The sequence below is a fragment of the Sinobacterium norvegicum genome (genome assembly GCF_923077115.1).
Classification (GTDB): domain Bacteria; phylum Pseudomonadota; class Gammaproteobacteria; order Pseudomonadales; family Sinobacteriaceae; genus Sinobacterium; species Sinobacterium norvegicum.
This window is the reverse complement of the sequence record NZ_CAKLPX010000006.1, coordinates 33,618-49,548: the sequence shown is the minus strand read 5'-3', so window position 1 is coordinate 49,548 and position 15,931 is coordinate 33,618. Positions and strand designations below refer to the sequence as shown.

13 protein-coding genes are annotated in these 15,931 nt (G+C 50.1%); 4 read left to right on the top strand and 9 right to left on the bottom strand.

The features are described 5' to 3' along the window. The first annotated feature begins 3 nt into the window (after nt 1–3). Nucleotides 4–1,599, top strand: coding sequence for a glucose-6-phosphate isomerase (pgi, locus tag L9P87_RS16985; RefSeq protein ID WP_237445955.1), 1,596 nt, complete (start codon nt 4–6; stop codon nt 1,597–1,599). A gap of 25 nt (nt 1,600–1,624) precedes the next feature. On the opposite strand, the gene L9P87_RS16980 is transcribed toward pgi, so the two are convergent. Together L9P87_RS16980 and L9P87_RS16975 are read right to left on the bottom strand one after the other, a co-directional pair. Then, the gene (locus tag L9P87_RS16980) at nt 1,625–2,980 is read right to left on the bottom strand and encodes a phosphohexomutase domain-containing protein (RefSeq protein ID WP_237445954.1); all 1,356 of its coding nucleotides are present in this window, start codon (nt 2,978–2,980) and stop codon (nt 1,625–1,627) included. A gap of 45 nt (nt 2,981–3,025) precedes the next feature. Next, nucleotides 3,026–4,438, bottom strand: coding sequence for a mannose-1-phosphate guanylyltransferase/mannose-6-phosphate isomerase (locus L9P87_RS16975; RefSeq protein ID WP_237445953.1), 1,413 nt, complete (start codon nt 4,436–4,438; stop codon nt 3,026–3,028). Nucleotides 4,439–4,762: 324 nt separating this feature from the next. Here L9P87_RS16975 and fabA point away from each other — a divergent pair, with 324 nt between their 5' ends. Next, nucleotides 4,763–5,296, top strand: a complete 534-nt coding sequence (gene fabA / locus L9P87_RS16970; protein ID WP_237445952.1) for a bifunctional 3-hydroxydecanoyl-ACP dehydratase/trans-2-decenoyl-ACP isomerase — start codon at nt 4,763–4,765, stop codon at nt 5,294–5,296. Between the two features lie 68 nt (nt 5,297–5,364). Next, entirely contained in the window at nt 5,365–6,582 is a 1,218-nt protein-coding gene (fabB, locus tag L9P87_RS16965; protein WP_237445951.1) for a beta-ketoacyl-ACP synthase I, read from the top strand. A 69-nt stretch (nt 6,583–6,651) separates the two neighbouring features. On the opposite strand, the gene L9P87_RS16960 is transcribed toward fabB, so the two are convergent. From L9P87_RS16960 to L9P87_RS16940, 5 genes are all read right to left on the bottom strand, one after another. Beyond that, entirely contained in the window at nt 6,652–7,863 is a 1,212-nt protein-coding gene (locus L9P87_RS16960) for a molybdopterin molybdotransferase MoeA (RefSeq protein ID WP_237445950.1), read from the bottom strand. Then, a complete protein-coding gene (gene moaB, locus L9P87_RS16955; protein ID WP_237445949.1) occupies nt 7,860–8,390 on the bottom strand; it encodes a molybdenum cofactor biosynthesis protein B in 531 nt (176 codons plus the stop codon). The genes L9P87_RS16960 and moaB overlap by 4 nt, the downstream gene beginning before the upstream one ends. Nucleotides 8,391–8,393: 3 nt before the next feature. Further along, the gene (locus L9P87_RS16950) at nt 8,394–9,251 is read right to left on the bottom strand and encodes a sugar nucleotide-binding protein (RefSeq protein WP_237445948.1); all 858 of its coding nucleotides are present in this window, start codon (nt 9,249–9,251) and stop codon (nt 8,394–8,396) included. Nucleotides 9,252–9,327: 76 nt separating this feature from the next. Further along, nucleotides 9,328–9,939 carry a single-stranded DNA-binding protein gene (gene ssb, locus L9P87_RS16945; RefSeq protein ID WP_237445947.1) on the bottom strand — a complete coding sequence of 204 codons (612 nt, stop codon included), beginning with the start codon at nt 9,937–9,939 and terminating at the stop codon, nt 9,328–9,330. An 86-nt stretch (nt 9,940–10,025) separates the two neighbouring features. Further along, a complete protein-coding gene (locus L9P87_RS16940; protein ID WP_237445946.1) occupies nt 10,026–11,390 on the bottom strand; it encodes an MFS transporter in 1,365 nt (454 codons plus the stop codon). A gap of 145 nt (nt 11,391–11,535) precedes the next feature. On the opposite strand from L9P87_RS16940, the gene uvrA reads away from it, so the two are divergent. Continuing rightward, nucleotides 11,536–14,352 (top strand): excinuclease ABC subunit UvrA, encoded by a 2,817-nt coding sequence (uvrA, locus tag L9P87_RS16935; protein ID WP_237445945.1) that lies wholly within the window; start codon nt 11,536–11,538, stop codon nt 14,350–14,352. Nucleotides 14,353–14,430: 78 nt separating this feature from the next. On the opposite strand, the gene rplQ is transcribed toward uvrA, so the two are convergent. Further along, complete coding sequence (gene rplQ / locus L9P87_RS16930; RefSeq protein ID WP_237445944.1) at nt 14,431–14,814, bottom strand: 50S ribosomal protein L17; 384 nt, start codon at nt 14,812–14,814, stop codon at nt 14,431–14,433. 83 nt (nt 14,815–14,897) lie between these two features. Continuing rightward, nucleotides 14,898–15,902 (bottom strand): DNA-directed RNA polymerase subunit alpha, encoded by a 1,005-nt coding sequence (locus tag L9P87_RS16925; protein WP_237445943.1) that lies wholly within the window; start codon nt 15,900–15,902, stop codon nt 14,898–14,900. Nucleotides 15,903–15,931 lie beyond the last annotated feature (29 nt).

The window sequence follows — 15,931 nt, the reverse complement described above, 5'->3', positions numbered from 1 at the left end:
ATTATGAAACCCACAGATTTATCCCGGCTCAGCGACGAACTTAAACAACAAACCATCTCCGAGCTGTTTGACAAAGACTCTATGCGCGCAGAAGCATTCAGTGCGCGTAGCCAAAGCCTATCGATCGATTACTCAAAAAACTTAATCTCTAATAATGTACTGTCAGCCTTTCAGCAGCAATTCGATACGCTCGATCTTCACTCATGGATTCAGCGCCTGTTTAGCGGTGAGCTGATTAACAATACTGAGCAGCGTGCGGCTCACCACACCCGCCTTAGAGACGTGCCCGCGGATCCGCTCATCGAGCAAACCTTGGCCTCTTGCTACCAGCTCTGCGACGACATCTTATCGGCCAATAAAACGGGAGCCAGCGGTCAGCGCTTTACCGATGTTGTTAATATTGGTATTGGTGGCTCAGATTTAGGGCCAAGACTTGCTGCCGACGTCCTGAAGAATAAGCAGGCCGGTATCAACGCTTACTTCATCTCCAATCTCGACAGCGCCGAGATTAACAAAACCCTCGCCAAGCTATCGCCCGAAACCACACTTTTCATCGTGGCATCGAAGTCCTTTGCCACCGAAGAAACACTGACCAATGCCCGGCATGCTCAGCGCTGGCTGGCCTCGTCATCAGTCGGCACAGGCAGCGACCAACACTTTATTGCCATTACCAGCAACCACAACAAGGCGGTCGATTTTGGCGTTGCCACCGATTGCATTTTACCCATGTGGGACTGGGTTGGCGGGCGCTACTCGCTGTGGTCATGCATCGGCTTATCCACCATGCTCTGCGCTGGCAAACAGGCCTTTCAACAACTGCTTGCCGGTGCTCATGTCATGGATCAGCACTTTCAACAAGCCCCTTTCACAGAAAATTTGCCGACCATTCTCGCCGTGCTTGAGATCTGGTATGGCAACTTTATGGGCGCCCGCAGCCATGCGGTCATTCCCTATTGTTATGCCCTCAGAAAGCTGCCGAGTTATTTGCAGCAATTATGTATGGAAAGTAATGGCAAATCGGTCAGGCGTGATGGCAGCCCCGTGCTGTCTGACACCAATCCGATTGTTTGGGGCACCGCCGGCACAGATGGTCAACACTCTTATCATCAGTTGCTTCACCAGGGCACACAGACCGTCACCGTAGACTTCCTACTCCCGCTATCAGCCGGTGATAACTGCCCAATCGCTCATCAGAAACTCGTTGCTAATTGCCTGGCTCAAAGCCGAGTATTAATGACGGGGCAAAGCTTAGCCGATGCTGAGTATCGGATGCGCCTCGATGGCTATAACGAGAAAGACATCAGCACCCTGGCCCCACATAAAGTCATGCACGGCAATATGCCCAGCACCATTATCAGCTTCGACCAGCTCGATGCCTTTACGCTGGGTGAAATTCTAGCGCTCTACGAACACAAAACATTTGTCTGCAGTGTGTTTTGGGATATCAACCCCTTCGATCAGTGGGGCGTGGAACTCGGCAAGAGAATTGGCCAGCAAGTCGATGAGGCAATTCAGGGAAAACCGGAAGCACTGGCCGACCTAGACGGCTCCACCCTGGCAATGATCAAAAGATATCAACAAAAGAACCAGCGGCGCTAAATATCGGCGCCGCCGAATGCCCTATCTATTGCGCCTCGATAATGGCCAGCAAATCTGCTGTTTTTTCTTTCATCAAGCTAACGCTGCCACGACTTTCAACATTTAAACGCAATACCGGCTCAGTATTAGACATGCGTACATTAAAGCGCCAATCGCTGTAGGCAACACTTAGCCCATCGGTATGCTCAACAGACACCGCATCGCCGGCATATATCGTTTCTATTTGCTCAATCAAGGCCTTGGCATCTTTAACCGTGCTATTGATCTCACCGCTACAGGGATAGGCAGCAACACGCTCCGCCACCAGCTGTGATAAAGTCTTACCGCTGTCGCTGACCAATTGAGCCACCAACAACCAGGGAATCATGCCGCTGTCGCAGTAGGCAAATTCACGGAAGTAATGGTGGGCGCTCATCTCGCCACCATAGATGGCATTCTCTTTGCGCATCCGCTCTTTAATGAAAGCGTGGCCTGTTTTACACTCGATTGCCACCCCCTTATTCGTCTCGACAATATCAACGGTATTCCATGTCAGGCGAGGGTCATGCACAACCGACTCACCCGGATTTTTCTGCAGATAGGCCTCAGCTAACAAGCCGACGACATAATAGCCCTCAATAAACGCCCCCGTCTCATCGAAGAAGAAGCAACGGTCAAAATCACCATCCCAGGCAATGCCAAAGTCAGCCTTGTTAGCCACCACGGCTTCAGCAGTCGGCCTGCGATTTTCTTCCAACAGCGGGTTAGGGACACCATTGGGGAAATTGCCGTCCGGCTGATGATGCACCTTAATAAACTCTATTGGCAACTCAGGCTCAATGGCATCAAGGGCGATACTGGCGCCGCCATTACCCGCTGTTGCCACCAGTTTCAGCGGTTTCATCGTATCGCCACTAACATAGGTCAGCAGGTGTTGCACGTAGGCTGGGCGGGTATCGATTTCTATCAATTGGCCGCGCACCGGTGCATCGCTAAACTCATTGCGCTCGGCAGCTGCCTGAATATCAAATAGCCCGGTATCGCCGCTGATAGGTTTCGACTCTTCACGGACAAACTTCATGCCGTTGTAATCTTTCGGGTTATGACTGGCCGTCACTGCAATACCACCGTCCATCTTCTCATGAGACGTGGCAAAATAAACTTCTTCGGTACCACACAGGCCGATACAATAGACATCGACCCCCTCATCTCGCAAGCCATTGATTACAGCCGTTGAGATGGCAACACTGGTGAGACGAATATCATAGCCGACGATAACCTTCTTTGGCTGCAATACCTTGGCATAACCCCGCCCAATACGGTAGGCGATATCATCGTTTAACTCATCCGGGATACGACCACGAACATCATAGGCCTTAAAACATTTAATCGCGTTACTCATAACAATCTAAATTTCCATTATTAAATCAGGTGTTTGGTTACCGCCTTACTCCGAGCGGCCATAAACGTCTTCAAAGCGAACAATATCGTCTTCGCCGAGGTAGCTACCACTCTGCACCTCTATCAATTCCAGCGGAATTACGCCGGGGTTAGACAGTCGATGTTTATGCCCGAGCGGTATATAAGTCGACTGATCTTCAGCCAATAAAAATTCTTTACCGTCGCACTCAACCAGCGCACTGCCACTGACCACAACCCAGTGTTCGGCACGGTGGTGATGCATCTGCAAAGACAGAGTCTGCCCCGGGGTGACAACAATCCGCTTTACCTGAAAGCGCCTGTCATTGGCGATGGATTCATAGCTTCCCCAAGGGCGATACACCTTGGTGTGAGCATGGGTCTCATCCCGACCATCAGCCTTAAGCTGGTTGACAATGTGCTTAACATCCTGCACCTGGTTTTTATCTGCAACCAATACGGCATCGGCGGTTTCCACTACCACAATATCGCTGACACCTACCGCGGCCACAAGACGCTGGTCGCTTCGGATATAGCTGTTACTGACATTATGGGTCATCACATCACCGCGGCAAACATTGGCATTATCATCCTGCTCACTGACCTCCCACAGAGAGTTCCACGCCCCAACATCACTCCAGCCTGCATCTAACGGAATGACGACAGCATTGTCGGTCTTTTCCATAACCGCATAATCTATCGAGTCACTGGGGCAGGCGGCAAAGTCTTCAGCATGAATACGGATAAAATCCATATCTCCACCACGGTTATCAAAGGCCAGTTTGGTTGACGCGGCCATCTGAGGCGCACAATGGTTTAACTCGGCTAAAAATGTGTTCGCCTTGAAGACAAACATCCCGCTATTCCAGTCATAGTTACCTGTGGCCAAATATTCTGTCGCAGTGGCAAGGTTCGGCTTTTCGACAAAGCGAGCCACAGCAAAAGACGTCTCATCCAGTTTTTCACCACGCTCAATATAGCCATAGCCGGTCTCTGGCCCAGAAGCCACAATGCCAAAAGTCACCAACTTATCTTGCTCAGCAACGGCAGCGGCCTGCGCTACCACAGCCTGAAAAGAATGATGTTGCTCGATCACATGGTCGGCAGGCAGGACTAACAGCGTCGCCGTATCGTCCTTCAACTGCGCGGCATAGGCCGCCAAGGCAACAGCAGGGCCGGTGTTTCGCCCCATGGGCTCCAGCAAAATCGTCGCATCATCGATGCCTAACTGACGCAACTGTTCTGCCACCAAAAAGCGATGCTCGTCATTACAAACGACTATCGGCGGCGCCAATTCCAGACCCGCCAAGCGTGAGATAGTCTGCTGCAACATCGATTCATCGGGGTCGACCAAATTAATATATTGCTTGGGAAACAAGCCCCTCGATACAGGCCAAAGCCTACTCCCCACACCCCCACAAAGCAGAATCGGATGAATCATAAAATTCCCTCTAAAAAAATAAAAAGTTATATGTCTACAGCAAAAAACATTGGTTAATTGGCAGTTTTTATAAAAATAATAGGATTGTAACCCATTGACTACTTCGCTAAAACATCAGCGAGACAATTAGAACATGCACGATATGCAGAGCAATTTCCGCGAAGTCCCTAAAATCGTGTTGTACAGCCCTGTTTCGTTTGCTTAAGTTCACCCTTACGCGACTAGACAGCCCACCGTAAACCGTTACAATGGTTGGCTTAGCGAGTGCAATTTCCACAATAACTATTACCCATTAAGCACCTGACCAAGAGACCGATACCGACGATGACTGAAAAGACCGGATTAACTCATATCAACAGCTTTACCAAAGAAGACCTAATAGAATGTGGTCACGGTCGCCTGTTTGGCCCCGGTAACGCACAATTACCCGTCGATAATATGTTAATGGTCGATCGCATTACCAGCATTACGGTCGACGGTGGCGCTAATGGCAAGGGCGAAATTGTTGCCGAGCTCGACATTAACCCCGACCTCTGGTTCTTCGAATGCCACTTTCCTGGCGACCCAGTCATGCCCGGCTGCCTAGGGCTAGATGCACTGTGGCAATTGGTCGGCTTTTTCCTCGGTTGGAAGGGTAATAAAGGCCAGGGCCGCGCTCTCGGCGTCGGCGAGTTAAAGTTTACCGGTCAGGTTCTGCCTACCGCTGGTAAGGTGACCTACACCTTGACGCTGAAAAGAGTCATTGAGCGTAAATTAATTATGGGCATAGCCGATGGCACCGTTTCCGTTGATGGTGAGGTTATCTACAGCGCAAAAGACTTGCGTGTTGGATTGTTTTCAACCACTGAGAACTTTTAATTTTTTACGGATAACTTAATTCCGTATTCGTTTCAAAATTGATACAGCTAAACAGCTAAGAGGCAGTTATGAGAAGGGTTGTAGTTACAGGACTTGGTATAGTTTCTTGTCTTGGCAACAATAAGGAAGAGGTCAAAGAATCTCTTTTTGAAGGCCGCTCTGGTATTTCTTTCAATGAAGAATACAAAGATTTAGGCTTTCGCAGCCACGTCAGCGGCACACCAGTTATCGACTTTAAAGAGCATATCGATCGCAAACAACTCCGCTTTATGGGTGATGCGGCAGCCTATGCCTACATTGCTATGCAACAGGCAATCGATGACTCTAGCCTAAGCGATGACCAGGTTTCCAATATCCGCACCGGCATTATCGCGGGTTCAGGTGGCGCCTCTGCCGCCAGCCAAACGGAAGCTGCAGACATCCTACGCGCCAAGGGTATCAAGCGTGTCGGCCCTTATCGTGTTACTCAGACCATGGGGTCGACTGTGTCAGCCTGTCTGGCAACCCCCTTCAAAATAAAAGGCGTGAACTACTCGATCTCTTCCGCCTGTTCTACCAGCGCACACTGTATTGGCAACGCGATGGAACAAATACAACTTAACAAGCAAGATATTGTCTTTGCCGGCGGTGCTGAAGAGCTGCACTGGACCATGAGTTCTCTGTTTGATGCTATGGGGGCCCTGTCCTCAAAGCGTAATGAAACACCGACGGAGGCCTCACGAGCCTACGATGCAGACCGCGACGGTTTTGTCATTGCTGGTGGCGGCGGTATGCTGGTACTGGAAGAACTCGAGCACGCCAAGGCCCGCGGCGCTAAGATTTATGCCGAAGTTGTTGGCTATGGCGCCACCTCTGATGGCTACGACATGGTCGCGCCATCGGGTGAAGGCGCGGTACGCTGTATGCAACAAGCATTAAGCACTGTCGAAGGCTCTATCGATTACATCAATGCCCACGGTACCAGCACCCCCGCCGGCGATATCCCAGAGCTGCGCGCAATGAAGCAGGCCTTCGGCAGCGACATCCCTCAGATTAGCTCGACCAAGTCTCTGTCGGGGCACTCTTTAGGCGCCGCCGGCGTGCAGGAATCAATATACAGTCTCATCATGCAAGAGAACGATTTCATCACAGCCTCGGCCAACGTCTCTCAACTGGACGATGAAGCCCAGGGCATGCCGATCGTTACCGAGCGCCAAGATGGCGTTAAGCTTGAACGTGTGATGTCCAATAGCTTCGGCTTCGGTGGCACCAACGCATCGCTTGTGTTCCAGCGCTACCAAGATTAATCGGTCCCTGTTCGAGACATAAAAAAGGCTGCAGTTGCAGCCTTTTTTATGCCTCCAAAAACCATTCGGTCAACCCATCAGGTTATCGAGCAACATCACATCCACCAAGTCACCTTGGGCGATTGTCTTGCCCGCTGGTATCACAGCCAAGCAATTTGCCCACGATGCTGATGACAATACTCCAGAGCTCTGATTAGCATAAATCTCAACACCGCTCTTGCCATTTTTAGCCACCACTTTTGCCCGCTGATATTCCTGTCTACGCCCTTCTTTTGTAATATTGAAAGCGGCAGGCAGCTGAACGATTAGCGGCGTGACATCATCAACACCTAACATACGCAACAAATAGGGTTTGACGATTAAACCAAAGGTTACAAATACCGCAGCAGGGTTGCCTGGCAAGCCTAAGAACGGCACTCCCAAAACTTTACCGTAGGCCAGAGGCTTGCCCGGCTTGATCGCCAACTTCCACAGTTTGAGTTCACCGAGTTGCTCAACCACGGCCTTAACATGATCCTCCTCACCCACCGACACACCGCCACTGCTGACAATGACATCGGCCTGCTGGGCAGCTGAACGCAGCAACTCTTCTGTGTGCTCAGCAGTATCCCGACAAATTCCCAAGTCAACTATATCGATATCAAACTGCTGCAACAAACCATTGAGCGTGTAACGATTAGAATTGAAAATCTCACCAGGATTGAGCGTATCGCCCGGCTCACGCAATTCGTCACCGGTGGATAGCACGGCCACCTTAAGCCGACGCCGCACCGACAAGGTGGCGACACCGACAGAAGCCAGCACACCCAAATCCTGTGGCTGAATACGATGACCCGCGGCAAAGACAATATCACCGATGACAATATCTTGACCGGCCCGGCGAATATTTTGATGTCGCTTAGGCACCGACTGTGTTTTCAGCAGACTGCCATCAAACTCTGCATTTTCTTGCATTAAAATGGCATCAGCACCTTCGGGCACTGGGGCACCGGTGAAAATCCTCGCTGCCTCACCGACAAGCAAAGGAGAACCCACCGATCCGGCGGCGATGCGCTGAGTAACAGGCAGCCCATTGCCGTCCTGCATGTCTTCAATCCGAACCGCGTAGCCGTCCATCGCACTGTTATCAAACGGAGGCACAGAAACCTTTGCCATGACATCGGCGGCCAGCACCCTGCCCAATGAGGACAGCAAATCAACACTCTCGCTTTCAACAACCAAGCGGGCATCAGCCAGCAACTGCGCTATCGCATCGTCAATTTTGGTCCATGACGGGCTCACTGGGCATGCCCCATAATGCCATTAGGCTTTAGCACACCGGTAAAATTGCAGGGTCGGTGACGACTGTCGATCTGATCTTTGATAATCCCTTCCCAGCCGGTACGACAGGCGCCGGTAGAGCCGGGCAAACAAAAAATGACCGTATGCTTGGCCAGACCTGCAACCGCCCGCGATTGTATCGTCGAATTACCAATCTCAGCGTACGAGATCGCTCTAAAGGTTTCACCAAAACCCTCAATGGTTTTATCAAACAATGGCGTCACCGCCTCGGGGGTCGAGTCACGCCCAGTAAATCCTGTGCCGCCGGTTAAGATCACCACCTGTACATCTGAGGCAATCCAGCCAGAGACCACGGCTCGAATATCGTAAATATCATCCTTTACGATCTGCTTATCGACGATGTTATGACCAGACTGCTTAACCGCCTCAACCAAATAGCCACCCGAGGTGTCTGTTTCTTCATTGCGTGTGTCTGACACCGTTAACACGGCAACCTTCAATTCTTCTTGTACACTTTTATTCGTCATAATCTAATCGCTTTCCTGGTAACGTTCTTTTAGCAAGCTTGCCATAACCGAGCGCCATGGACGTTGTTTTATGCCAAAGTGATTCAATATTTTGTGGCAATTTAATACTGGGTGGGGTGGAATCCCATAAAGTTCGCCATTGTCGACCAGCTTAATGCTGACTTTCTCTGGATCGACATAACCATATTGCTGGCCTGTGGCAATAATAGCCTCGACAAAGCCTTCACTATTAGTGGGGTCGGAGCTGCAATAATGGTACAGCCCATAACATCCTGCGCCGGCCACTAATTGCTCAGCACAGGCCACCACCACCCGCGCAACATCAACAGCTGGCGTAGGACAGCCCTCTGCACCAGCATGAACAATCAACTCCTCTCCAGTCTCCAGACGCATTAGTAAGTCTTCAAACAGACCATGACTGCCATTACTAAAGGCCCAACCGACACGAAGTGTTAACTGTTTATCGCAGACCATAATAGCCTGCTCTGCAGCTAACAAGGCGCGGCCGCTGGCCATATTGGGTGCCGGTTCATCATCTTCGGTGTATTCGACAGAGTGCCTTTCTAAAAACACCTGCGAGCTCGACAGATGCAACAGGATAATTGACTGTTGCTGACAACGCTCAGCGACCGCCGCGGCAAAAGCAATATCGTTATCACCCACCTCAGACGAGAGCTCAGTGCTCTGCAGGATATAGCAGTTAATCACAATATTGATCGTATGGTGATCAATCGCCTGCAACGATTCGGCATCAGCAAGCTGCTCTCGGGTGATACCCTCAACGCGATAATCCTTCATCAACAATGCGGCAACAACCTCGGTACCGACACGGCTGTCACTATCTAACACCAATACTCTCATCACACCACCTCGACCACTGTCTTAAAACAAAAAACCACCCGCTATAGGGTGGTTCAGAGTATCACTGCCTAACTATTTAAAATGGAATGTCATCATCAAAGGCGTTGTCAGTAAACGTCTGTGCAGGCTGCGGAGCAGATTGTTGCTGAGCGGGCTGCTGATAGCCTTGTTGTTGCACTGGCTGCTGCGCCGGCTGCTGGTAACCCTGCTGAGGCGCAGCGGCGGGCTGCTGTGCAGGTTGTTGCGCCGGTTGCTGCTGCGTTGGCTGACGCTGGGCTGGCGCTGCAGCGGGCTGCTGGTAATTCTGCTGGCTGCCCTGATGCTGAGAGTCGCCGCCATTATTTGCATTGCGGCTATCCAGCATCTGCATTTCATTGGCCACTATCTCGGTGGTATACCGATCCTGTCCATCTTGACCCTGCCATTTACGGGTGCGTAACTGGCCCTCAACGTAGACCTTAGAACCTTTGCGCAAATATTCACCGGCAATCTCGCCAAGGCGATTGAAAAACACCACGCGATGCCATTCTGTTCGCTCCTGTGGCTGACCGGTGTTTTTATCTTTCCAAGTCTCGCTGGTTGCCAGCGTAATATTGGTAATGGCTGCCCCTGCAGCGGTGTAGCGGGTCTCAGGGTCCTGCCCTATGTTACCAACCAATATAACCTTGTTAACACCTCTTGAAGCCATCAGCTTCTCCTTAAATATGGCATGTGAAAATTCTATCAACTATATCGTAATATACTCTCAGCGACTAGCTGATACGAGTGGCAAATTTACTGCTGGCGAAAGCCTGTAAGGCTCTCCTCGTCGAATAGTTGCTCGTCTATTTTCAAATAGGCCTGCCTGTCAGTTTTTATCACCATTACATCGACAACACCGGCCAACTTGCTGAGTTTGCCAGCAATCGATGCGCTATCAAAGCTATCGCCATAACGCAGCACCAAGCCCTTCAAGTGTTTAGGTTTCTGCATGCCTGCAGCCACCAGTAACCATACCAAGGCCAGGGCTGCCGATAAGGTAAAGCCGCCGAATGCCCCCCAATACTGAATGGCAACCCCCCCCATCGTGCCACCCAAGAAGGCGCCGAGAAACTGAGAGGTTGAATACACTCCCATTGCCGTTCCCTTACCGCCGGCAAATGCCCGCTTACTGATCAGTGAAGGCAGTGTCGCCTCGAGCAGGTTAAACGCCATGAAGAAAGCAAAACAAGCAATAATCAGCCCCCAAAATTGACCACCAAAGAATGCCAGGGCCAACAGAGACAATAATAACTGAGCGACCGCAAACACGAACACGGGTTTCATCTTTTGACCGCGTTCAGCGATAATGATCAATGGAATCATGGCGACAAATGAGAAAAAGAACAGCGGCAGGTACAACTTCCAATGTTCGCTATCACCAAGGTTTAAAACATCACCCAACATTAACGGCAAAACCACAAAAGTCGACATTAAAATAAAGTGAAGAGTGAAGATACCGGTATTTAAACGCACCAGCTCAACATCCATCAGCGCTTTTTTTAACAACGACGGTGCAGCGACGACATCCGGCTGCGCACTGGCTTGACTCAGCGGTGTCGGTATAAGCCATACCGTAATCATAATGCCGGCGATGGCCAACAGCGATGTGACAATGAATATAGCCGAGACACCATAGCTGCCGGCTATTAAAGGGCCAATAATTACCGCCACCATAAACGACACCCCGATACTCATGCCAATGGTCGCCATGGCCCTGGTGCGGTGCTGCTCACGGGTTAAATCTGTCATCAATGCCAATACCGAGCTTGCAATAGCCCCACAACCCTGCAAAAAACGGCCGAGTATGACACCCCAGATACTATCCGCCCCAGCAGCGACCAAGCTGCCCAAGGCGAAAATTAACAAGCCACCAATAATCACCGCTTTGCGGCCAATTTTGTCGGACAGCATACCCAATGGAATTTGCAATACCGCCTGGCTGATACCATAGGCACCAAGAGCCAAGCCAATCAACGCTGGCGTACTCCCGGTGAAGCCATCAGCATACAAAGCCAAAACCGGCAGAACCATGAATAGCCCAAGCATTCGAAAAGAATACAGCGTGGCGAGGCCGTATATGGAACGGCTCTCGCTGGCGGAGATGTGATGTTCAGACAACGACAGACTTCCTATCAATTCGGTAATATAAAAACATCCATGATAGCAACTAACGATTATTATTAATACGATTGCATTGCACGCTACCCCTACCTAAAAACGCCTCAGCACTATATACTTTTCTGTTTTTCTGCGGTGAATAGCAATGGAAAATATCGTCGTACGTGGCGCTCGTACTCATAACCTAAAGAATATTGATGTTGATATTCCGCGCAACAAGCTCATTGTTATTACGGGACTTTCCGGCTCAGGAAAATCCTCTCTAGCGTTCGATACGCTGTACGCAGAAGGGCAGCGACGCTATGTGGAATCGCTTTCCACCTACGCCAGGCAGTTCTTGTCCATGATGGAAAAGCCAGACATCGATCATATTGCTGGACTATCACCAGCAATATCCATAGAGCAGAAATCAACATCGCACAACCCTCGCTCCACGGTCGGGACGATTACCGAGATTTATGACTATTTGCGCCTGCTTTACGCTCGTGTTGGCACACCGCGCTGCCCTGACCATCACACCGACCTTGCGGCACAAACCGTCAGCCAGATGGTCGATGAAGTATTGTCACGCCCCGAAGGTACTAAGTTGATGCTGTTAGCACCTGTCATCAAGCAACGTAAAGGTGAACACGTACATGTATTTGAGCAACTTCGTAGCCAGGGTTACATCCGAGCAAGAGTAGACGGCACCATCTATGAATTAGACGAGCTGCCCGACTTACAGAAAAATCACAAACACGATATCGAAGTTGTCGTTGACCGCTTTAAAGTTCGCGATGATCTCAAGCTGCGTATTTCAGAGTCTTTCGAAACCACTCTCGAGCTCTCCGGCGGCCTTGCCATTATTGCCTCGATGGATTCCGATGAGGAACAGGTTTTATCGGCCCGCTTTGCCTGCACTGAGTGTGGTTACAGCCTAAAAGAACTTGAACCCAGACTATTCTCCTTCAACAACCCTGCGGGCGCCTGCACCGAGTGCGATGGTATTGGCTTGAAACAGTTTTTCGACCCCAACCGATTGATCACAGATGATTCTGCAAGCCTGGCCGAGGGCGCCATTCGCGGCTGGGATCGCCGCAGCGTATATTACTTCCATATGCTCACCTCTTTGGCCGAGCATTATGGTTTCGATATTGACAGCCCATTTAACACCCTCAGCGAAGAGCATCGACAAATAATCTTATTCGGTAGCGGCGAAGAAGAGGTTGCCTTTAATTACGCCAACGATAAGGGCGACATCTACAAACGCACTCACAGCTTCGAGGGCATCATTCCAAACCTTGATCGCCGCTATAAAGATACCGAGTCAAATATGGTACGTGAGGAGCTAGGCAAGTATCTCAACAGCCAATCCTGCCCCAGCTGTTCGGGCTCTAGATTGCGACGCTCTGCCCGCAACGTATTCATTAACGAACGAAACCTACCCAGCCTCACCAGCCTGCCAATTGCCGAGGCCTTGGACTATGCAAGCAACCTCAAACTGGACGGCAGCAAAGGCGAGATAGCAGAAAAAATCCTTAAGGAAATCAGAGACCGTTTAGAGTTTTTGGTAGATGTCGGCTTAAATTATCTTACCCTTGAACGCTCTGCAGACACTCTTTCTGGTGGCGAGGCACAACGGATACGCCTCGCCAGTCAAATTGGCGCCGGCCTGGTCGGCGTCATGTACATCCTCGACGAACCCTCTATTGGCCTTCACCAACGGGATAATGAAAGACTACTTCGCACCCTCAATCACCTCAGAGATTTGGGTAATACCGTTATTGTTGTCGAGCATGATGAGGATGCAATTCGCAGCGCAGACTATGTAATCGACATCGGCCCAGGAGCCGGCATTCATGGTGGCGAGGTGATCGCCGCTGGTACCGCAGACGACATCATGAATTGTGATGAATCGCTTACCGGTCAATACCTTTGTGGCACTAAAGCGATCGAAATCCCCACAACACTGACAGCAAACAATCCAGACAGGCAAATTGTCATCGCTGGCGCCAGTGGCAATAATTTGCAAAATGTTACGGTCAATATACCACTGGGACTTCTTACCTGTGTCACTGGCGTCTCAGGCTCAGGAAAATCGACTCTGATAAACGGCACCCTATACCCACTTGCCGCCACGGAGCTTAATGGCGCTACCACGCTTACCGCTGCTCCCCATGACTGCATCAGCGGTCTGGACCTGGTGGATAAATGTATCGATATTGATCAGAGCGCCATCGGTAGAACACCGCGCTCGAACCCCGCCACGTACACTGGGATTTTCACTCCGGTAAGAGAGCTTTTCGCCGGCACGCAAGAATCTCGATCCCGCGGCTATAAGCCAGGAAGGTTCAGTTTTAATGTCAAAGGCGGTCGCTGTGAAGCGTGCCAAGGTGATGGCGTTACCAAGGTCGAAATGCATTTTCTTGCTGATATCTATGTCCCCTGTGATATCTGCGAGGGCAAGCGCTACAACCGTGAGACACTTGAGGTCAAATACAAGGGACAGAGCATTCATCAAGTATTGGATATGACCATCGAGGCTGCCTGTGAATTCTTCGAGGCCGTACCGAGCATTAAGAAAAAACTAAGCACGCTGATGGATGTTGGTCTCTCGTATATCAAACTAGGTCAGGCAGCCACCACGCTGTCAGGTGGCGAGGCCCAACGGGTCAAGCTGGCAAAAGAGTTGAGTAAACGGGATACTGGTAACACACTCTACATTCTCGACGAACCGACTACCGGTCTACATTTCCATGATATCCAGCAACTGTTGAAAGTTCTGCATAGACTCCGCGATCACGGAAACAGTATTGTCGTTATCGAGCACAATCTAGATGTCGTCAAAACGGCAGATTGGGTGATTGACCTCGGCCCTGAAGGTGGCTCTGGCGGCGGACAAATTGTCGCCACGGGCACTCCATCCGATATTGCAAATTGTCAACAGTCTCACACCGGTCGGTTTTTAAAAGAACTGCTGTAAGCGGCTCCTACAAACATCGATATATCTCAGGCACAAAAAAAGCAGCGATAAGCTGCTTTTTTATTACCGCCAAGGAAATTAATCCTCTTCAGAAGCTTCCGCTACTGGACGATCTACTAACTCTACGTAAGCCATAGGTGCTTTATCACCGGTACGGTAGCCGCACTTAAGAACGCGCAGGTAACCACCTGGACGGGCTTGATAGCGAGGACCGATTTCCGAGAAAAGCTTAGCCACTGCATCTTTACAACGCAGACGGTTAAAGGCTAGACGACGGTTAGCAACGGTATCTTCTTTAGCTAAAGTGATCAGAGGCTCGGCATGACGACGAAGCTCCTTTGCTTTAGGCAAAGTAGTTTTGATGAGTTCGTGCTCAACTAGTGAGTTGACCATATTACGGAACATAGCACTACGGTGCGAACTGTTACGATTTAACTGACGGCCACTTTTACGATGACGCATGGCTTAATTCCTTACATTCATTGCTATCACAGCAATAAAAATTAACTGGGATTGCGGCGCATTATGCGACACAACCCACCTGATTAATTGACGAGAACGCGATCGTCGTTACGCAAGCTGGCTGGTGGCCAGTTGTCTAAACGCAAACCTAGCGATAGCCCGCGAGAAGCTAGAACGTCTTTTATTTCAGTAAGAGACTTCTTACCCAAATTAGGCGTCTTCAACAACTCGACCTCAGTACGCTGAACCAGATCACCGATATAATAAATATTCTCGGCCTTCAGACAGTTCGCAGAACGAACAGTCAACTCTAGATCATCTACTGGGCGTAGCAGAATCGGATCAATTTCCTCTTCATGCTCTTCTGGCTCAGCTTCTTTCTCGCTCTCTAAATCGACAAATGCTGCCAACTGCTGCTGCAAAATAGTTGCGGCACGACGAATAGCTTCGCTTGGATCAAGAGTTCCATCGGTCTCTAAGTCGAGAACCAATTTATCAAGATCAGTACGCTGTTCTACACGAGCGCTCTCAACAACGTACGAAACGCTGCGAACAGGGCTGTACGAGGCATCCAAAACCAATTGTCCAATGCTGCGACCTTCTTCTTCACCTGAGTGAATCTGATCCGCAGGGACATAACCACGACCAACAGAAGCAGTAAGAGTCATATTTAACTCTCCACCTTCACCCACTGTTGCAATAACGTGATCAGGATTCCTGATTTCGATATCACCTGGCAGCTCGATGTCGCCAGCAGTAACAACTGCAGGCCCCTTCTTGCTAACGGTAAGAGTAGCTTCAGTCTTACCTTCCATAATGATAGCGACGCCCTTAAGATTCAAAAGAATCTCAATGACATCCTGTTCAACACCTTCAATAGCGCTGTACTCGTGCTCAACACCTTCAATCTTGGCGCCAATTACTGCGGCACCAGGCATAGAAGATAGTAAAATACGACGTAAAGCATTACCTAAAGTGTGTCCGAAGCCGCGCTCTAGCGGCTCCAAGGTTACCTTCGCGCGTGTTGTAGAAGTTTCTTCTACATCAATATTACGCGGTGTCAAAAACTCATTGACGGCACTCTGCATATTTACACCTGTGTTGACGATTTAGTCGA